A 19394-nucleotide genomic window follows, 5' to 3' on the forward strand; every position below is an offset into this window, starting at 1 on the left:
TAGGAACGATGTCTGTCTCTCTGTAAACATCAACTTAGTCGAGCAACTCTTCCGAGATTAACTTGAACCCTTCAATCTCCGTGTCGTCCTCCACTTCAATCAACAGACATGGTCTACCTTTATAGTTCACTTGCTTCACGTATTTCAGGTCTTGCGGGCTGATGGCGATATTGGCCACTTTCGTGTTGATTTTAATCGATTTCGATGTATATTTCGGGATGACGCTGCTCGCTTTCATCTCGTATTGACGGTCATCGACGACTTGTTGGAACGCCGCTTCGACTTTTTCCGTCGTTACGTCCTCGACCCCGCTCGCCTTCAATACGATTTCGACCGTGCGGGCATCCATGACCGGCACCGTCTGGTCCTCTTCTTCACGCTCGGCCTCGGCGACAATGATTTGGTTAATCTCGTCGTACACAGTCGCGAGCGTCGCCAAGTTGACCTCTTCGCCGATGACGGTCTTGACAACTTCTTCGAACATCGCCTTCTCCTCGACGGCCGTCACGATCTCAGTGCCATTCAACACGTTCTCGATGAAGCGATAGTCCGGTTGATGCGGTTTTTGCGCCGCATACAAGATATGGTTGACGTCGGCCGCGTTGTCCGTGAAGCTCGGGAACATGAACCCGCCGACCGGCGCATCGAGCTTGATGACCGGATTGATGAAAATGTTCGACTTGAACTCGCGTTCGATGAAGTCAAAGACGAGCGACTGTTTCGGTAGCTCCGTCTGGTTGATGCTGCAGAGGATGAACCGGGACGTCCACACCTCGTCACGCATGTCGATCTCCGTCTCCTCCGAGTGGCGGCGTGTCGGTTTATTGTATTTGAAGCGGATGAACGTGATGACCATGTCCTTCTCGAACGTGGCGTCCTGTACCGTCTTCAAGGCGACCCGTTGCATCAAGGATGCCCAGCCTTCGATATCATCTGTCTTCAATCCCTCGTAAAGAAGCGTCTGCGTATGGTCACTTTGCCCGGGTTCCGGATGTTGAAACTTCACCTCGAACAGTTTCTCGTCCATCTTCCCCCCGAGTACTTTTTTGAAATTGGTGAGGAACAGCTCTTGATGTTCCTGCTCGAGAAACGGGAACGAGCGCAACTCCTCATGGAAGATCTCATTGCTGTCCTGTCGGATATAAATATTATAAATGTCGGCGATTTTGACCGCCTCGGCATTCAATTTGAAATGTTTGCGGATTGCCGCGACTTCTTTTTGATTCATTCATCCCCACTCCTTCGTTCTTTCCTACGAACCGACTCCATTATACCAATAGTTGCGACTCTCGCGAGTATGACTAGGGCTAAAGCCGGGACGTCTGATGTCATATATTATGTCTCTCATCTTAACTTTTCTAATCTTTCTATTCATTTTTGTAAATTTCACACTTTCTTCATCTTATCCCTTGTATAGTCGATGTGCGTCCACCGATTGGGCGCTTGATTTCGTCGTCATACATATGAGGAGGTTCACCCATGTTGAAGAAAATGCTCAGTTCTTTATTCGCCATCGTTCTCGTTTTGACCACGCTCCACTTCAGTACACCGACCGCTTCGGCCTTGCCGCCGAACATTCCGTCGAAGGCCGACGCGCTCACGAAACTGAACGCGTTGACCGTCCAAGCGGAAGGCGCGATGACCGGCTACAGCCGTGATTTGTTCCCTCATTGGAGCAGTCAAGGGAACGGCTGTAACACGCGTCACGTCGTCTTGAAACGCGATGCCGATTCGGTCGTCGACGCCTGCCCGGTCACGACCGGAAGATGGTACAGTTACTATGACGGCCTCGTCTTCACGTCTGCTTCTGATATCGACATCGACCACGTCGTCCCGCTCGCTGAAGCGTGGCGTTCAGGCGCGAGCAGCTGGACATCGACGAAGCGTCAAAGCTTCGCCAACGATTTGAACGGGCCGCAGTTGATTGCCGTATCCGCCACATCAAACCGTTCCAAAGGGGACCAGGACCCGTCGACATGGCAGCCACCGCGTGCCGGTGCGCGGTGTGCGTATGCGAAGATGTGGGTCGAGACGAAGAGCCGTTGGGGTCTCACTCTCCAATCGTCAGAGAAAGCGGCGCTTCAAACGGCCATCAACGCCTGCAGCTATTGATTCAAAAAGGAGGACATTATGGATCAACAATCGTCTATCTTTAAAGCCTCTCACGGGGTCATGACCGAAGAAGTCGGTGTCATCAGCGGCGAACTCGAGCTGAAGACGACGTGCCAAGAAGACGGCACGCTCGAACTCGCGGTCACGTACGTCGGCGCCGCCGAATGGTATACATTACCCGGGAAAGACTACAAGCTTCACGATGTGCGGGACCACGCCGTCGTGCATCAACTGCTCGTGAACGTCCTCGAGCGGGCGTAAATGAAAAGGAGTCGCGACACCTCATTTGGGTGACGAGACTCCTTTTTGGTTGGGGCTTACTTCACCATTTTGATGATGGCACGAATAACAAGGAAACTGACCCCAATCATGGCTCCTGCCAACAGCAAGCTGGCGCCACCGACGATGCCGAGTGTGAACATAATGGTCCTCCGTGGTGATGTGATCATCGTTACTTCCCTACGATATCATCTGTCCCACCAGTACATAAGCTGCGTTATTTTCTTTCGCCGTTCAACGCTTGTATTTCTCAAGCAACGCTTGCGGGATATGACAATAATCGTCCGGACAGCGTGCGAGACGGTCCTGATGCTCGTCCGCGCTCGGAATATAGTTCGTGAGCGGCAACACTTCGACCGCGATTTGGTCCGCGTCGCTTCGCCTTTGGATAAACGCACGTGCCGCCTCTACATGTTTCGCATCCTCACTGTATAACCCGGTCCGGTACTTCTCTCCGACATCCTCGCCTTGTCGGTTGACGCTGTACGGGTCAATGATTTCGAACAAGTACCCCATCAACGCTTCAATCGTGACGACTGTCGGATCAAATATGGTTTTGACGCATTCAGCGTATCCATCATAGTCTCCTTCGAGCGTGGTCGTCTTTCCGTTCGCCCGTCCGGCTTCCGTCTCGATAACGCCGGGTAACGTCTTGACGAACGCCTGCACACCCCATAGACAGCCTCCTGCGAGATATACCGTCTGCATCACATCATCCCCTTTAAGAAAATTAGTAAAAAATCCCACTATTATGAAGCAATACGATAAACTAGAAGAAACGTCGTGTTCATTTAGGAGAAAGCTATGTGAAAAAACTCATCTTGACCACATTTTATACGATGACACTTTGTTCAGGCATCTATTACGTCGCGACGGGCGAATCGTTCGTCACGATGAGTCAGTCCGTCCCACTCGATCAAGCCGAGGTGGAGCGCTACTTGGCGACAGAAGTGATGGCGCCGAACTTTGGTGGTGATGTTTATACGACGTATAAGATTCTCGACACGAGTACGACGAAACATGAGATTTACGTGTGGGCGCTCATTCAAGAGTATGTGCGAGAAGGTGACCGCTTCGAGACAGGTACGGGCATGGCCGGTCCGCTTGTCCTCTACGTCGATCGTGAGGCAGAGACGTTCACGATTTCAGGTCATGAATCGCCTCGTTCTGGGGATTACTATCCGGACGACGTACGCCGTATGTTTCCGCTTTATGCCGAATTGTCTGTCCTCCCGCATCCAATCTCTCTCGGCGAAAAACTACATGATCAAATGGAACAAAAGCTTTCACGCAGCCAACTTGTGAAAGAATGAAAGGAAAGTTTTTTATGAAATTAATTATTCGCGCCGCCTTGATTTCGGCCGTGCTTCATCTCGTTTATTTCATCGTGACGTTTGGAATCGGCTTCATCCGGACACTCACGTATGAGCCCGACATCATCGCCGAAGCGGACAACGTCGTCGTCTTGCAAGACGAGGTCGTCATCGTGACGACCGGGGCGCCTTTCTTGTTCGTGTACACATTTTTTGGGATCACACTCATCGCTGCACTGCTTCTCACAGGGGCGAGTAACCGAACAATGCGAAAGGGAAGCCTGCGCTAAGCAAAGCTCCCCTTTTTTGTTTAGCTGACGTGTCGTCCTCGGTCTTCTACGCCCGTTCAGTTGTGTTTCACACTCAAGACGGTCACCGTCAATAAAATGATCGCCATGCCGCTCATTTGGATGACGTTGAGTTGTTGACTGAGAATGAAGAATCCGAACAAAGAGGCCGTGACCGGTTCGACCATGGCGACAATCGAAGCCGAGGTCGGGGACGTTCGCTTCAACCCGATTACATATAAAAAGAAAGACAAACCCGCCCCAAAAACCCCCAATAGGATCATCCACCATACGTCTGGTGAAGAGACGACCGAGACAGTGTCTTTCAAGTCTACGAAAAACAACATGATAAACGTGAATGTGAGAAACGCGATCATCAGAATACCTTGTGGTTCCCCGTGATCGGAGGCGTATTTAAAGCCAAATATGAATAAGGCATAGGCGAGCCCGGCCCCCAAGCCTGCAGCTAGTCCAAGCGTCGTCACTTGATTTGAGTCGATGCTATATACTTCCGTCAGCAATACGATTCCCACGATCACGAACGCGATCGCGCCGAACTTGAAGAGCGAAGGCTTCTCCAATCGAAAGACAAATGAGATGACGAGCACGAAAATAGGCGCCGTGTACATCAACGTGGCGGCCACGGCGACGCTTGATTCGGCGATGCTAATAAAATAGAACACGAAGTTACCGGCTACTCCGATCCCCGCCACGATGGCCCATAAGACCAACAATTTGGTCAACCGCGTCGGTCGAAACAAGAACCAGACGAGGAGACAGACCAATCCGACCGCACCTCGGTAAAACGATATGATGAGCGGGTCCCACCCTTTGTCCATGAGAAAGCCGCCTAACCCTCCCGCGATGCCCCATAATATCGCAGACAACGCGACCAATCCTAAGCTTAAATTGCGCATAGTCAGTCCCTCCACATCCGTCATTCGACTCTGTGCAGGTAACTATACCTCTAACGAAAACCTTTATAACTCAACTTAAGTAGATTGCGGCCGACAAATCTTATTTATGGTACGGTTCATTCCGATTGATCCGGTACGCCCGATAAATCTGCTCGCATAAGACGAGCTTCATCACTTGGTGCGGGAACGTCATCTTCGAGAACGAGATCGTATCGTTTGCGCGTTTCATGACGTCCTCGGATAAGCCGAGCGAGCCACCGATGACGAACGCGATTTTGCTCTTGCCGTATGTGGCGAGTTGGTCGAGTTCACGTGCGAACTCTTCACTCGTCCGCTGTTTGGCGTTGATGGCGAGGGCGATGACGTGTGTATCCGGACTGATTTTCGCTAAAATCCGCTCGCCTTCTTTTTGCTTTACTAGAATCATGTCTGCCTCACTCAAATGCTCGGGCGCTTTCTCGTCCGCGACCTCGATTTCCTGCACTTTCGCATAGGCAGATAGCCGTTTCGTATACTCGGCGATTCCTAGTTTTAAATATTTTTCTTTCAGTTTGCCAACCGTGATAATTGAAATATTCATCCAATTCTTCCTTTTTCCACAGATTTTTTGGAGTTATCCATAGGGTTATCCACAGAGTTATCCACAAATCCACATGTTGATAATCATTTTTTGCTTGACACAACATATGTTGCGTCGGCTTCACAGAACTCACATTTCACTTGTCCACTTGTGGATAGTTCCTCGAGCAATGGATATTCCCCCGTCTCATCGACGATGATGTCTAAAGCGATTTCAACATGTTCCTTGCATACTTTTTTTTCCACAGCTTTTTCCTCCTTAAAAAAGAAGCGTCGCCGCTTCTTCATGTCGCTTCTGTTAACGTGGCTTCTGTTTTGTTCAGTTGACCGCGCCTTGTATATTCGATTGATACCGTATCCCCGACCGTCGAGTCGCGGTAGAGCGCATCACGTAAATCAACATATCGCTTGATTTCACGATCACCGATCTTCACGATGACGTCACCGACCCGAAGCCCCGCCTGTTCGGCCGGACTCCCGGGTGTGATCTCTTCGACGAAGACGCCGTCCTCATTGTCAAAGCTAATGCCGTACTCTTCCCGCACGTTTCCAGGTACGGCGATGACTTCTTGAATCGTGACGCCGAGCTGGGCCCGCGTGACGCGACCGTCACGCTCGAGCATGTCAATGACCGGCAGCGCCACGTTGACGGGAATCGAGAAACCGACCCCCTCGACGCTCGCTTCGGCGATTTTCATCGAGTTGATGCCGACAAGCTCGCCGCGTATGTTGATGAGCGCCCCGCCGGAATTGCCCGGGTTGATGGCCGCATCGGTCTGGATGACCTCAGCATTGTAGTCCATGAGCCCATCACTGTTCGTGTCGACCGGCACGGTGCGCTCGACACCACTGACGATACCACGGGTGACCGAGTTTGAAAAGACGCCGAGCGGATTGCCGATCGCCATGACCGTCTCCCCGGCTTGAAGCGTCGTCGAATCGCCGAGGACGATCGGTGTCGCCTCGATGTTATCTGGCAAATCGACGGCCGCGACCGCCAAGTCGTTGAGCGGGTCCTCGCCTAAAATGGTTGCCGTCGCCACTTGTCCGTCCGAGAAGGCGACGCTGATCTCATCGGCCTGCTCGATGACGTGGAAGTTCGTGACGATATACGCCGTGTCTCCGTCGACTTTATAGATGACACCAGAGCCCGCTCCAGCCTCCCACTGCGAATTGGATGTGAAAGCGCGCTGAATGTTCGTGATGCTGACGACGGACGTCTTTGCGCCCGTCACGGCCGTCGTAATGTCCGATTCGGTGAACGTGACGGCTTGTTCCGTCCGAATTAGTTCATTCGTCACAAAACGAGAGGTCGGGGAATCCCAGAGCATCATCGCCAAAAAGAACAAAGCCGCTCCTAAGAATCCGCCAACCCCTCCGAGTAACAACGGTTTTATATTCATCCGTGGCTTATGGCGCACGCGTTCCTCGCTTTTCGGACGCCAGTCGCTGCGAGATGGATAAGTTGATTGATCGTTCATCGTGTCTGCTTCGTGCGTTAAAGGTTCGACGTCTTGAGGTTCATACTCATGGTGTCTCTCTTCATTCACGACGCGTCCCCCCTTCAAGACAGTGTGTTATCTGTCTTTTCCCAACTTCGCTTATAAAGAAACGAGTGAAGTTGGAACGGTTGGATCGGTATCGCACAATTTGATGCGGCCGAGGTCGACATCACGCATGCCGAGCGTCTGGGCGACGCTCATTTGCGCGAGTTCTTTCATGTTGTTATCTTTGCTCAAATGGGCCAAATAAATCCGTTTCGTCCGCTCTCCGATGACCTCGCTCATGGCGATGGCCGCATCCTCGTTCGAGACGTGTCCGTAATCACCGAGGATCCGTCGCTTGACGCTCCATGGATAACGGCCCATCTGCAGCATCGACACGTCATGGTTCGACTCGAAGATGAAGTCGTCCGCGCCGCGAATGACCCCCTTCATCCGATCCGACACATAACCGGTGTCGGTGATGTGGGCGAGCCTTCTGCCATCATGGGCGAACTGGTAGAACATCGGGTCGGCGGCGTCATGGCTGACGTTGAACGACTCGATTTCGATATCCCCGAACTGTTTAATGTCCCCGACCTCAAAGTGGAACTTTAAGGACGGGTCGATTTTCCCGATATTCGCCTCCATCGCGTCCCACGTCTTCGCGTTCGCGTAAATCGGCAAGTTGAACTTACGGGCCAAAATTCCGACCCCTTTTATATGGTCGGAGTGCTCATGGGTGACGAGCAGTGCGTCGACCCCTTCAAACGATCGGCCGATCTCGGTGATGCGTTGCTGCATCGCCTTGCCGGTCAATCCGGCGTCGACGAGCAATTTCGTCCGGTCCGTCTCAATATAGAGGGCGTTACCGGTCGAACCGCTCGCGAGCACACTATAGCGTAAAGTCACTCGATCACTCCTTTCATTCTACTGTGTGAAACTCGACCCGCTCGACCGTCCCGTCAATCGCGTTGACGAAATAGACGTTCTCGTCGATCGCAATCGACCAGAGCGGTGGCATAATAATCAGACTGCCCGAGCTATCGAGCGGGAGGCTATAAAATCCGGTGTTGATGGCTCGCATCTCTTGATTCGGCTGGAAATACTTCCGCGCCGCCAGTTGCGAGATCGCCTCACTCGCCGTCAAGACGAGATCGTCTTGCGACTTCGACGACAAGTTCGTCAAATGGCGCTGTTTGTAATCGGTCACTTCATAGTCCTCGTTCAACTGAAGAAGCAACAAGGAAGGACCGATGTATTTCTCGGTATCGGCCTCGATTTCCGGATTCGAGAAAATCTTGTTGTTCTCATACGTCTGCACGAAGGCGATTTGGCGTGTCTCTTGATCGAAACGCCAATACGCATACTCAGAACCGAACGGCACGTAGTCGGTGACGAACGTCGCCGCTGTCGTCCGTAAATCGGCCTCGTCGAGCGGAACCGGGTCTTTCAACTCGACTTCGAGCTGCATGTTGTCGAGTGTCGTCGCCAGTTGCGCTTCCCGGTTTTTCGTGATCATCGACGCTGACATCTGTTCGGACGAGCCGGTCAAATAGCCGATGTCTCGCCCCATCCGTGGCAATTTTGAGGCGTCGACGTCACGCTGGTCCAAGATTTGGGCAATCGACGTGTTATCGTTCGTCACGACTTCCGTTGCCCACGTCTCGGTCAAGAGCTGGAACAACAGGTAGATGTTCAACGCGAGGAAGGCGAAGAGCAGAATCGTTTTCGCTTTACTCCAATCCACGATACATCATCCTTTCCGTCCAATCTCCCGGTTTATCATACGGCACCCAACGTCCCGCTTCCCGGACGAACCAGTTCGGCGAGAACGTGACGTACCGACTCGTATCTTCATTGTATTCAATTTCATAACCGAGGCGAATCTCGGTGACGTTCTCGAATCGGCCCGTATTGACGAGCGTGTCGAGGACGTCTTGGCCGCCTGCAAGCTGTGTCGTCCCTACGGAGATCAAGCGATCGATCTCGAGGTGATGACGCGTGATCGACCGGACTTGCGTCCCGTCGTTTTCGACACGCAGTGTGGATAAATCGACCGCATCGTTGTTGATGAACGCCTCACGTTGACTGAACACGGGATAGCCGTTCACGTGAAACCGGAAGACGGTCGTCTCGAACCCTTTGTTCGCCGGCGTGATGGCGTCAAATCGGAGCGACAACCCTTGGCTCTCTGACGTCTCATCGACCCATCCGCCGTGAAAGTTGACGAAATCGACAATCGTGTCGAGACCGATGACCGATTCACGCTCGCTACTGTTACGGGACAAGTTACGGTAACGGCTCGCATTTAATTTCGCATCATACTCAGCGACGCTAATCCCGTTCGTGAGGGCACCGACCGAACTCGCCGGGTCGACTTCCTGCACGTTCGGATCGCCCGGGAAGAACGTGTCGCGCATCCAATCGAGGCGGGCCGCGATTTGAATTTGAGACACGTCATACGCGAACAGTTCGTTCATTTCTGGTCCGACGACGGGAATGTAGTTGACGCGGTCCTCAGCGTAAGTGACACGCTGCATCGCCCGGTTTGAGTCTTTTAAGAACAGACTGTTGACGTCACCCGTACCGATTTTGGCCAAGCGTCCTTCCCAAATCGATTGGTCGCTCATGATGGCCCGAATCTTCCAAACGTCTCCATCCCTAAAGATAAGGGCCCGTTGTGGAACTTTTCCGGACAAACTGTACGATCCCGGTACGATGTATCCGAGCGTGTCCGCATAATACGGCTCCGGCAAGATCAGTTCGAGCGCATCGTTAATACCGGAATATAAACTTGGCACGTTTTTTGCGGCGAGCGGTTTGAACTCGTTCGCCTCGAACGTATCACGAATGACCCGGGCGATTTGTTTCGGTGTGTTTTTCGTCGCGAAGACGGCGTTGTTCTCGTGCACGACCGTTTGGGCTGGAACGATAACCTGGCTCGTCCGGCGTTGGAGCGACGTGTCGACCGTCGCGACTTGCGTCTCCGACTGGACCGACTGATACTTCGGATGATAATCCCAAAGGATAATCGTTTGGACGATGGACGTGACGATCAAGGTGAGCAAGACGAGCGATTTCACTAATTCTGGCTTCGCCCAGAAACGTTTTCGTTCCATCAGTCATTCACCTCCACAATCGTATCGAACGGGATTGTGAAATAAATCGTCGTCCCGCGGCCGAACTCACTTTCCGCCCAAATATCACCACCGTGCGCTGAGACGACTTCTTTGGCGATTGACAGACCGAGTCCGGTTCCGCCGATGTTGCGCGCCCGTGCTTTGTCGACCCGATAGAAGCGCTCGAAGATCTTCTTCAAGTTTGATTTCGGAATACCGACCCCTTCGTCTTTAATGCCGACGACGAGTCGTTTCGCCCGCAGCATCGTCCGGAACGTGATCGTCCCGCCTTCAGGTGAGAACTTGATCGCATTCGTGATGATGTTGTCGATCACTTGCGTCATCTTGTCCTGATCGGCATGTACGTAGACGCGACGCTTCATGAGCTTGCGCCGGAACTCGATTGATTCACCTTTCGTCATCTCGTGACGGTCGATGATGTCGTTAAAGAACTGAATGAAGTCGAACTTCACTTTCTGCATCGTGTATTCTTTACTGTCCATTTTCGACAGTTGTAACAAATCGTTGACGAGGCGGATCATCCGCTCCGTCTCGTTTTGCGTCGTCTCGAGGAACCGCGGAGCGAGCTCATCGTCTTTATACGCCCCTTCGGCGAGCACTTCGAGATAGCTGCGCATCGTCGTGAGCGGTGTTCTGAGCTCGTGGCTGACGTTCGCGACGAACTCGCGGCGATCCTGCTCGACTTGCTCTTGTTCGGTGACGTCGTGCAAGACGACGATGAGTCCGGTGATCGGACCGCTATGTTTTTGAATCGGTGAGAAATAGGCGCGGACGAGGAACAGTTCTTCGTCGGTGCTCAAATCGATCAATTTCGGCGGCATCGTCCCGTCTTCCGGGATGACGATGTCGTCATCGAATTCGAGCAAGCTTTGAAGGTTCGCCCCCATCGCCTCTTCTTCTTCCACTCCGATCATATCGCGCGCTTGATCGTTCATGAGAATGACGCGCAGCGAACGGTCGGTCGCGACGACCCCGTCCGACATGTTTTCTAACACGCTCGTCAAACGGCGGCGCTCGGCCTCGGTCGTGGCGTTCGCTTCCATGAGCTCATCTGTCAACTCATTAAAAGCGTAGGCCAGTTGACCGACCTCGTCGTCAGAATACACTTTAACTTTCCGCGAGAAGTTCCCTTTTCGCATCTCGACGGCTTGGCGACGCATGTCCGCAATCGGCCGTGTGATCGTCCGGGACAGCAAGATGCCGAGAATCGACGTGATGATCAAGGCGATGAGCGTCCCGGTCGCGAGGATGCGGGTCACTTGTTCCATCTGATTGTAGATGGATTGCATCGACGCCTCGATATAAATCATGCCCGTCGTCGTCCCGTCGACCTCGGACTTGATCGGGACGGCGACGACGCGCATCCGTTCGTTCGAGTCTTCATAGACGACCGTCTCCTGGGCGCCGCTCGTGGCGAACGATTTTTGGATAAACGTGCTCGCCGTCCGTTGTCCGACGAGACTTTGGTTGTTCGGGTTCGACGTCGCCCGCACGACACTGTTCGTGTCGATGATTTGGACTTCGCGAATGTCGTCAGCTAGCGTCGTGCTCTCCGTAAACTCAGACAGCAGTTGATCCAGTACCTGGTTCAACTGCTGATCCGTTGTCGAGTCACCGCCGTTCGATGCAATCCCTTGACTGACGTTGTAGCTCAGAAGGTTGGCACGATCGACGAGCGACTGCGAAAAGTTGTTGATGTATTGCCGTTCAAGGGAACGTACGAAGTACACCCCGATGACTTGCATCGCAACAAGAATGAGCAGCGCATAGATGACGACGAGCTTCCACTGGATAGATTTAAAGAAGTTCGTCCGTTTCATCGTTTAGTCTTCTTCTCCTGCTTTTAAATAGTAGCCGACACCGCGACGTGTGATGATGTACGTCGGCGTCGATGGGTTGTCTTCGACTTTCTCGCGCAAACGACGCACTGTCACGTCGACCGTGCGGACGTCGCCGAAGTAATCGTAACCCCACACCGTCTGAAGCAAATGCTCGCGCGTCATCACTTGCCCGATGTTTTGGGCGAGGTAGTGGATGAGCTCGAACTCACGGTGCGTCAGCTCGATTTTCTCTTCGCGCTTCGTCACCATGTAAGAGTCCGGGTGAATCGTCAAGTCACCGATGACGATATCGTTCGCATTGGCGCCTTTCGCTTCCGGGGCCGGGGCCGTCGCATGACGGCGCATGTTCGCTTTGACGCGGGCCAACAGCTCACGCGAGCTGAACGGCTTCGTCACATAGTCGTCGGCGCCGAGTTCGAGACCGAGTACTTTATCGATCTCGGAGTCTTTCGCCGTCAACATGATGATCGGCATATCGTATTTTTTCCGTACTTCACGGCACACTTCCATGCCGTCTTTGAGCGGGAGCATGATGTCGAGCAAAATCAAATCCGGCTTGACCTCTTCGACTTTCACGAGCGCCTCTTCCCCGTCATAGGCAACGTGGACTTGGTACCCTTCTTTTTCAAGTTTGAACTTCAATATATCAGCAATTGGTTGTTCGTCATCTACCACTAAAATCGTACGATCCATTCAGTGAGTCCTCCTCTATCATTAAACGTACACGTCCTATTGTAACTCTTTTTCTATAGGTTAGAAAGCGTGGTTCATTTCCATGGAAATGAAAAAAGAGCCACATGGGCTCTTTCACTTAAGCTTCGTAAATGTCACGCAAGATGACCGTCTGTTCACGCGCCGGTCCGACCGAGAACGTCAACAGTTCGATGCCCGTCAACGCTTCGATCCGCTTGACATAGTTCTGCGCGTTCACCGGCAAGTCTTCGAACTTGCGGACGCCTGTGATGTCTTCCGTCCAGCCTGGGAGTTCTTCATACACCGGCTCACACTTGTCGAGGACACGGAAGTTCGGCGGGTACTCATCGAGGAGCTTGCCTTCGTATTCATATGCCGTACAAATCTTCAGCGTCTCAAGACCTGTCAACACGTCGATCGAGTTGAGGCAAAGGTCTGTGATCCCACTGACACGACGCGAGTGACGGACGACGACCGAGTCGAACCAACCGACACGGCGCGGACGACCTGTTGTCGTGCCGTACTCTTTACCGACCTCACGGATCGTGTGGCCAATCTCATCATCGAGCTGTGTCGGGAACGGGCCGTCGCCGACACGTGACGTGTACGCCTTACAGACACCGACGACGTGATGAATCTTCGATGGACCGATACCGGCACCGCTCGACACCCCGCCTGACGCCGCGTTCGATGACGTGACGAACGGGTAAGTCCCGTGGTCGATATCAAGGAGGACACCTTGCGCCCCTTCGAAGAGCACTTTCTCTTCTTCGTCGAGCGCGTTGTTCAACACGACCGACGTATCGCATACGTACTTGGCGAACTGTTGACCGTAGGCGTAGTATTCCTCGAAGACGTCATCGAACTCGACCGCGTCGACTTCGTACATCTTCACGAACATGCGGTTTTTGATCTCAAGAACGGTCTTGAGCTTCTCGGCGAACACTTCTTTGTCGAGCAAATCAGCGATGCGAATCCCGATACGCGCTGCTTTGTCCATGTAGCAAGGACCGATCCCTTTGAGCGTCGTCCCGACTTTCGCGTCGCCTTTCGCGTCTTCCTCGAGCTTGTCTTGCAGTTGGTGATACGGCAAGATGACGTGCGCCCGGTTCGAGATGCGGAGGTTATCCGTGCTCACACCGCGCTCATGCAAGTAAGCGAGTTCTGTGATGAGTGACTTCGGGTTGACGACCATCCCGTTACCGATGACACACGTTTTATCCGAATAGAAGATCCCTGATGGAATCAAATGAAGCTTATATTTCGTATCATTGAAGACGATTGTATGACCAGCGTTGTCTCCCCCTTGATAACGCGCGACGACGTCGGCTTGTTTCGACAAGAAATCGGTGATCTTCCCTTTTCCTTCATCGCCCCACTGCGTTCCCACTACGACTACTGATGACATAATGAATCCTCCTTGTAAATAAACGTTCTGTTCAAACCATCCGTAAGTGTACACCTGCTACCGCAGAAAGTCAACCTAATACCGAACGATACTTTTACACTGTAACCTTTCGTTCGTTATTGACTTAACTTTTATCGTTCACTTCTCGAATTCTTGAATTTCCGAAGGCATTTGGGTCGAAAGTCGGACAAAAAAAGCGACGTCTTGTCGACGTCGCTTGATTCGTCTCTACATCGGCGGCGCGAACGCTTGCGTCTCCATGTTGACGAACTTGTTATACTCTTTGCGAAACGAGAGTTTGACCATGCCGGTCGGACCGTTACGCTGTTTGGCGATGATGATCTCGATTGTGTTGGCGTCTTCACTCTCTTTGTCATAATAGTCATCCCGGTACAAGAACGCGACGATATCGGCATCTTGCTCGATCGCTCCGGATTCCCGGATATCGGACATCATCGGTCGCTTGTCTTGTCGACTCTCAACACCACGGGAGAGCTGTGACAAGGCGATGACCGGCACTTGGAGCTCACGCGCGATCGCTTTGAGCGTCCGCGAGATCTCCGATACTTCTTGTTGCCGGTTCTCGCCCGGTTTGCCGTTCCCGACGATGAGCTGCAAGTAGTCGATCATAATCATGCCGAGACCGTGCTCTTGCTTCAAGCGACGGCATTTGGCGCGAATCTCGTTGACGCGAAGGCCCGGCGTGTCATCGATATAGATCCCGGCTTGCGAGAGCGACGACATGGCCAGCGAGAGCCGTCCCCAATCCTCGGCTTCGAGCCGACCGGTACGGAGACGCTGGGCATCGATGTTCCCTTCCGCACAGAGCATCCGCATGACAAGCTGCTCCGCACCCATCTCAAGACTGAAGATGGCGACGTTCTCGCCCGTACGGACGGCGACGTTTTGCGAGATGTTAAGCGCAAACGCCGTTTTACCAACAGACGGTCGAGCGGCGACGATGATCAAGTCGTTTCGTTGGAAACCGGCCGTCATCTTATCCAAATCGGTGAACCCGGTCGCAATCCCGGTGATCTCACCGCTCGATTGGTGTAATTTCTCGATCGTCGAGTAGGCGTCAGATAAGACCGAACCAATCGGATGAAAGCTCGACTGTCCTTTTCGTTGCGATACTTTTAAAATGTTCCGCTCCGCATCGGACAAGACGGCATCGACCTCGTCTTGGCGTTCATACCCGTCCGAGACGATGTTCGTCGCCGTTCGGATGAGTCGCCGCAACGCCGCTTTTTGATCGACAACGTTCAAGTAGTACCCGATGTTGCCGATGGCAGGGACCGCTTCAGCGATTTCCGCCAAATAATTCAAGCCCCCGATTTCATCGAGAATGCCTTGCGCTTGCAGCTCAGAACTGAGCGTGACCAAGTCGACAAGTTCGCCGCGGTCGTTGATTTTCAACATGGCTTCAAATATCCGTTGGTGGCTGACACGATAAAAGTCGTCCGGGTCGACCCGCTCCGAGGCCGTGATGAGACGGTCGGAGTCGAGGATGACGGCTCCTAGGACGGCTTGTTCCGCCTCGACGCTATGTGGCGGGGTATTGACTTGAATCGCATCACTCATCCGTCTCTACCTCACCTTCACGCTTCTTGAACATGAACGTTTAACATGGCCGTGACGTCATGGTGCAACTTCACCGGCACTTTTGTGAACCCGAGCGCTTTGATCGGATGTTCGAGCTCGATCTTACGTTTATCGAGTTTATAGCCCATCCCTTTCAAAGCGTCGGCAATTTGCTTGCTCGTGACGGAACCGAAGACGCGGCCGCCTTCGCCTGACTTCGTCTTGACGACGATCGTCTCTTTTTCAATTTTGTCTTTGAGCGCTTGAGCTGCTTTCAACTCTTCTTCAGCCGCCTGTTCCGCACGGCGTTCTTTCGCCGCGAACGCCTTCAAGTTTCCTGGTGTCGCTTCGACGGCCAAGTTTTTCTTAAAGAGTACGTTTTTCGCATATGCGTCGGCGACATCTTTCACGTCGCCTGCTTTTCCTTGTCCTTTTACATCCACTTTTAAAATGACTTTCATTCCGTTTCCTCTCCTTCGGTTTCATCTGTCATATAATGATCGATTGCTTCTTTCAACATCGCTTTCGTCTGATCGCGACCGACGTTCAATTGGGTCGCCGCGTTCGTCAGGTGACCGCCCCCGTCGAGCATTTCCATGACGACTTGGACGTTGACGTCACCGAGCGAACGGGCACTGATCCCGGTCCGTCCGTCCGGCAAGACGGCGATGACGAATGAGGCTTTGACCCCTTCCATGTTGAGCAGTTGATCTGCCGACTGGGCGATGAGCACTTGATGGTGCGGTTCATCATCCGGGGCGACGGCAATCGCCATCCCACCCGAGTAAATTTCGGTGCTCTCTAAAATGTGTGATTGCTCGATATACGAATCGAGATCTTGACGCATGAAATGTTGGACGAGCACGGTATCCGCCCCTTGGATCCGGAGGAACGAAGCGGCGTCAAACGTCCGCGACCCGGTCCGGAGCGTGAATCCTTTCGTGTCGACCATGATACCGGCTAGAAGCGATGTCGCCTCTAAAATCGACAGCTTGCGTGTGCCGGCCTGATACTCGATCAGTTCCGTCACGAGCTCACACGTCGAGGACGCATACGGCTCCATGTACACGAGCACTGGATCTTCGATGAACTCTTCGCCTCGACGATGATGGTCGATGACGACGACCCGCTCGGCCCGGTCCAATATCTCGCGTGAGATGACGAGCGAGGGGCGGTGTGTGTCGACGATGACGAGTAGCGTCTGGTCATCGATGAGCGGTTGCGCCTCGAACTCGGTCAAGAAGCGACTATACAGTTCCTCGTCGTTCTCGACTTCATGGACGAGCCGCTGGATGCCGACACTCGTCTCGCCGGCCGGGATAACGACATACGCCTCACGCCCGACAAATTCAGCCAGTTTCATGATCCCGATCGAAGCACCAAGCGAATCCATGTCCGGGTTTTTATGTCCCATAATGAGAACGCGGCTCGATTCTTTAATCAAGTCACGCATCGAGTTCGAGATGACGCGTGCCCGCACGCGGGTCCGTTTCTCGGTCGGATTCGTCTTGCCTCCGAAGAAGCGGACTTTCCCGTTATGACGTTTGACGACGACTTGGTCGCCGCCGCGACCGAGCCCTAAATCAAGGCTCGATTGCGATAAGTTGCCAAGCTCGGTCAACGTCGTCTCGCCGCAACCGATCCCGATCGATAGCGTGAGCGGGATTTTATGCTCTTTCGTCGCCTCACGGACCTCATCGAGAATCGAGAAACGATTGTTCTCCAGCTCAGATAGCGTCCGCTCGTTCATGACGAGAAAGAACCGGTCGGCCGCCGTCCGGCGCATATAAATATGGTGTTTCTGTGCCCATTGGTTAAGGAGCACGGTCACACGCCGGTTGATTTCACTGCGGACTTGTTCATCGACGCCTGTCGACATCTCGTCGTAATTGTCCAAATACAACACACCGATGACGGTTTGCGTTTCCGAATACTTCTGTTCGATCTCTGCCTCGTCCGTCATATCGAACAAGTAGAGCGTCTGATAATCTTTGTTGTATAAGACGCGATAGACGCGGTCTCCGACTTCGATCGTCGCCTCGTCTTCTTCTTCCTCAATCAACTCGGTGAACGCCGAATGGATCAGATCGAGCGAAATGCCGAGCTCCATCTCGAGTTCAAAAATGAGACGGGATTGTTCGTTGAACCAACTGATGCGACGGTTTTCGTCAAACACCAAGATTCCGATCGGCATGCCGGTCAACGCCTCTTTCCCGACGTCCTCGATGCGGTGCGACAGCGAGTGAACGTATTGTTCCCACGCTTTCCGTTCGCGCCGGATCGTCGCTTGTTGATATACGAAGAATATTAGCGTGCCCACGAACAGGGTGATCGCTGCCACGATGCTGTAGAACGCCAATCCGAACGAGACGAACGCTCCGATAAGATACGGAACCGCGTGTCGCCTGTATTGGTTCTTCACGGATGTTATTGCTTCACCACTGTGCATGTATGCCTCCTAAAATGAGTATGAAAGACTCATGATGTCGAAATGGTTTCTGCTTTATCATACCATATCCGTCTATTTGACTTACACTCCGACGGTAAACAAAAAAAACGACCTACCCCGAAGGATAAGTCGTGCGCCAAGATTACTCTGCAACGTATGGAAGCAAAGCCATTTGACGTGAGCGCTTGATAGCGACAGTAAGTGGACGTTGGTATTTCGCTGAAGTACCAGTCACACGACGTGGAAGAATTTTACCACGCTCCGAAACGAAGCGCTTGAGCAATTCTACGTCTTTATAATCGATATGAGTGATGTTGTTCGACGTAAAGAAACATACTTTACGACGACGACGACCTCCTGGACGACGTGCCATGTGAAGACCTCCTTTTTAGGTTAGTTTTAAATCGGTACGATCAGAACGGCAGATCGTCATCCGATAGATCGATTTTTCCGCCGCCCGAGAACGGGTCGGCCTCAAAACCTTTGTTTGAGTTCGAGGACTGAGATGAAGTCGAAGAAGCGGCTGCGCCCCATCCTGACCCACTTGACTCACCACCACCGAATACATCTCCGGCCGGTGCTGTATCACGTTGCGTTGAAGCACCGCGTGGTTCAAGGAAGCGTACGCTATCGGCTACGACTTCTGCCCGGTAACGACGTTGGCCATCTTGACCTTCGTAACTACTGATTTGAAGGCGACCGTCTACGCCGGCCATACTGCCTTTTTTCAAATATTGTGCCACGTTCTCTGCTTGTTTGCGCCATACGACACAATCAATAAAGTCCGCCTCGCGCTTCCCATCTTGTCCAGTGAATGGACGATCGCAAGCGAGAGTGAAGCGAGTTACGGCGATACCGCTCTGCGTGTAACGCATTTCTGGATCGCGAGTCAATCGACCAACTAACACAACTCGGTTAATCATCTCAAAGCTCCCCTTTCGCAATATGAAGCGTCAAGAATCAACGCTCGTCTTTAGTTGTCATTTGACGGACAACGTCGTCAGAGATCTTCATGAGACGCTCTGTTTCTTGGATCGCTTTCGGCTCAGCAGTGATGTTGAGAAGAACGTAGTGTCCTTCGCGCATCTTGTTGATTTCGTAAGCGAGACGACGTTTACCCATGTCTGTTGTTTTTTCAACAGTACCACCGTTTTCAGTGATGACGTTGTTGAAGCGTTCGATCAAAGCTTTCTTCGCTTCCTCATCAACTGATGGACGGATAATGTAAAGAAGTTCGTATTTACGCATTATCTTTCACCTCCTCTTGGACTAACGGCTCCTACCGGTTGTAGGAGCAAGGAGCAAACAATT

General features: G+C 52.6%; 23 protein-coding genes. 4 read left to right on the forward strand and 19 right to left on the reverse strand.

Annotated features, from left to right (window positions below):
* Nucleotides 1-34 precede the first annotated feature (34 nt).
* Nucleotides 35-1228 carry a DUF4317 domain-containing protein gene (locus L971_RS01300; protein WP_024371060.1) on the reverse strand — a complete coding sequence of 398 codons (1194 nt, stop codon included), beginning with the start codon at nt 1226-1228 and terminating at the stop codon, nt 35-37.
* Between the two features lie 251 nt (nt 1229-1479).
* Between L971_RS01300 and L971_RS01305 the strand changes: the two genes are divergently transcribed.
* Nucleotides 1480-2112, forward strand: a complete 633-nt coding sequence (locus tag L971_RS01305; protein ID WP_047373952.1) for an HNH endonuclease family protein — start codon at nt 1480-1482, stop codon at nt 2110-2112.
* Nucleotides 2113-2130: 18 nt separating this feature from the next.
* Complete coding sequence (locus L971_RS01310) at nt 2131-2373, forward strand: hypothetical protein (RefSeq protein ID WP_024371062.1); 243 nt, start codon at nt 2131-2133, stop codon at nt 2371-2373.
* Nucleotides 2374-2429: 56 nt separating this feature from the next.
* Here L971_RS01310 and L971_RS15250 read toward each other — a convergent pair whose 3' ends face one another.
* Together L971_RS15250 and L971_RS01315 are read right to left on the reverse strand one after the other, a co-directional pair.
* On the reverse strand, nt 2430-2561 hold the full coding sequence (locus L971_RS15250; protein WP_255313316.1) for a hypothetical protein: 132 nt from the start codon (nt 2559-2561) through the stop codon (nt 2430-2432).
* A 64-nt stretch (nt 2562-2625) separates the two neighbouring features.
* Nucleotides 2626-3099 (reverse strand): peptide-methionine (S)-S-oxide reductase, encoded by a 474-nt coding sequence (locus L971_RS01315; protein WP_024371063.1) that lies wholly within the window; start codon nt 3097-3099, stop codon nt 2626-2628.
* A 98-nt stretch (nt 3100-3197) separates the two neighbouring features.
* Between L971_RS01315 and L971_RS01320 the strand changes: the two genes are divergently transcribed.
* Nucleotides 3198-3704: a hypothetical protein gene (locus L971_RS01320; protein WP_231557541.1), complete on the forward strand. Its 507-nt coding sequence runs from the start codon at nt 3198-3200 to the stop codon at nt 3702-3704.
* Between the two features lie 14 nt (nt 3705-3718).
* Nucleotides 3719-3994: a hypothetical protein gene (locus L971_RS01325; protein ID WP_052200218.1), complete on the forward strand. Its 276-nt coding sequence runs from the start codon at nt 3719-3721 to the stop codon at nt 3992-3994.
* 56 nt (nt 3995-4050) lie between these two features.
* Here the strand turns inward: L971_RS01325 and L971_RS01330 are convergent, their stop codons facing one another.
* The 16 genes from L971_RS01330 to rpsF all read right to left on the reverse strand — a co-directional run bounded on the left by L971_RS01330 (nt 4051) and on the right by rpsF (nt 19331).
* On the reverse strand, nt 4051-4908 hold the full coding sequence (locus tag L971_RS01330; protein ID WP_047373954.1) for a DMT family transporter: 858 nt from the start codon (nt 4906-4908) through the stop codon (nt 4051-4053).
* Nucleotides 4909-5008: 100 nt separating this feature from the next.
* A complete protein-coding gene (gene rlmH / locus L971_RS01335) occupies nt 5009-5488 on the reverse strand; it encodes a 23S rRNA (pseudouridine(1915)-N(3))-methyltransferase RlmH (protein WP_024371066.1) in 480 nt (159 codons plus the stop codon).
* Between the two features lie 83 nt (nt 5489-5571).
* On the reverse strand, nt 5572-5733 hold the full coding sequence (locus L971_RS14765; RefSeq protein ID WP_070329353.1) for a CxxH/CxxC protein: 162 nt from the start codon (nt 5731-5733) through the stop codon (nt 5572-5574).
* 38 nt (nt 5734-5771) lie between these two features.
* Entirely contained in the window at nt 5772-7037 is a 1266-nt protein-coding gene (locus tag L971_RS01340) for a S1C family serine protease (protein ID WP_024371067.1), read from the reverse strand.
* 51 nt (nt 7038-7088) lie between these two features.
* A complete protein-coding gene (locus L971_RS01345; RefSeq protein ID WP_024371068.1) occupies nt 7089-7880 on the reverse strand; it encodes an MBL fold metallo-hydrolase in 792 nt (263 codons plus the stop codon).
* A gap of 13 nt (nt 7881-7893) precedes the next feature.
* Nucleotides 7894-8718 carry a two-component system regulatory protein YycI gene (locus L971_RS01350; RefSeq protein ID WP_029333994.1) on the reverse strand — a complete coding sequence of 275 codons (825 nt, stop codon included), beginning with the start codon at nt 8716-8718 and terminating at the stop codon, nt 7894-7896.
* The gene (gene yycH / locus L971_RS01355; protein WP_047373956.1) at nt 8705-10090 is read right to left on the reverse strand and encodes a two-component system activity regulator YycH; all 1386 of its coding nucleotides are present in this window, start codon (nt 10088-10090) and stop codon (nt 8705-8707) included. The genes L971_RS01350 and yycH overlap by 14 nt, the downstream gene beginning before the upstream one ends.
* Nucleotides 10090-11931, reverse strand: coding sequence for a cell wall metabolism sensor histidine kinase WalK (walK, locus tag L971_RS01360; RefSeq protein WP_024371071.1), 1842 nt, complete (start codon nt 11929-11931; stop codon nt 10090-10092). The genes yycH and walK overlap by 1 nt, the downstream gene beginning before the upstream one ends.
* Before the next feature lie 3 nt (nt 11932-11934).
* The gene (gene yycF / locus L971_RS01365; protein WP_024371072.1) at nt 11935-12645 is read right to left on the reverse strand and encodes a response regulator YycF; all 711 of its coding nucleotides are present in this window, start codon (nt 12643-12645) and stop codon (nt 11935-11937) included.
* A 118-nt stretch (nt 12646-12763) separates the two neighbouring features.
* Nucleotides 12764-14053 (reverse strand): adenylosuccinate synthase, encoded by a 1290-nt coding sequence (locus L971_RS01370; protein WP_024371073.1) that lies wholly within the window; start codon nt 14051-14053, stop codon nt 12764-12766.
* A gap of 228 nt (nt 14054-14281) precedes the next feature.
* On the reverse strand, nt 14282-15634 hold the full coding sequence (gene dnaB, locus L971_RS01375) for a replicative DNA helicase (protein WP_029333996.1): 1353 nt from the start codon (nt 15632-15634) through the stop codon (nt 14282-14284).
* A gap of 17 nt (nt 15635-15651) precedes the next feature.
* Entirely contained in the window at nt 15652-16095 is a 444-nt protein-coding gene (gene rplI / locus L971_RS01380) for a 50S ribosomal protein L9 (protein WP_024371075.1), read from the reverse strand.
* Entirely contained in the window at nt 16092-18083 is a 1992-nt protein-coding gene (locus L971_RS01385; RefSeq protein ID WP_029333998.1) for a DHH family phosphoesterase, read from the reverse strand. Before L971_RS01385 ends, rplI begins: the two co-directional genes overlap by 4 nt.
* Nucleotides 18084-18225: 142 nt before the next feature.
* Nucleotides 18226-18456 (reverse strand): 30S ribosomal protein S18, encoded by a 231-nt coding sequence (gene rpsR / locus L971_RS01390; protein ID WP_015880232.1) that lies wholly within the window; start codon nt 18454-18456, stop codon nt 18226-18228.
* Between the two features lie 40 nt (nt 18457-18496).
* Nucleotides 18497-19006 carry a single-stranded DNA-binding protein gene (gene ssb / locus L971_RS01395; protein WP_024371077.1) on the reverse strand — a complete coding sequence of 170 codons (510 nt, stop codon included), beginning with the start codon at nt 19004-19006 and terminating at the stop codon, nt 18497-18499.
* A gap of 37 nt (nt 19007-19043) precedes the next feature.
* A complete protein-coding gene (gene rpsF, locus L971_RS01400) occupies nt 19044-19331 on the reverse strand; it encodes a 30S ribosomal protein S6 (protein ID WP_024371078.1) in 288 nt (95 codons plus the stop codon).
* Between the last annotated feature and the right edge of the window lie 63 nt (nt 19332-19394).

The sequence above is a fragment of the Exiguobacterium sp. ZOR0005 genome (assembly GCF_000798975.1).
Taxonomy (GTDB): domain Bacteria; phylum Bacillota; class Bacilli; order Exiguobacteriales; family Exiguobacteriaceae; genus Exiguobacterium; species Exiguobacterium aurantiacum.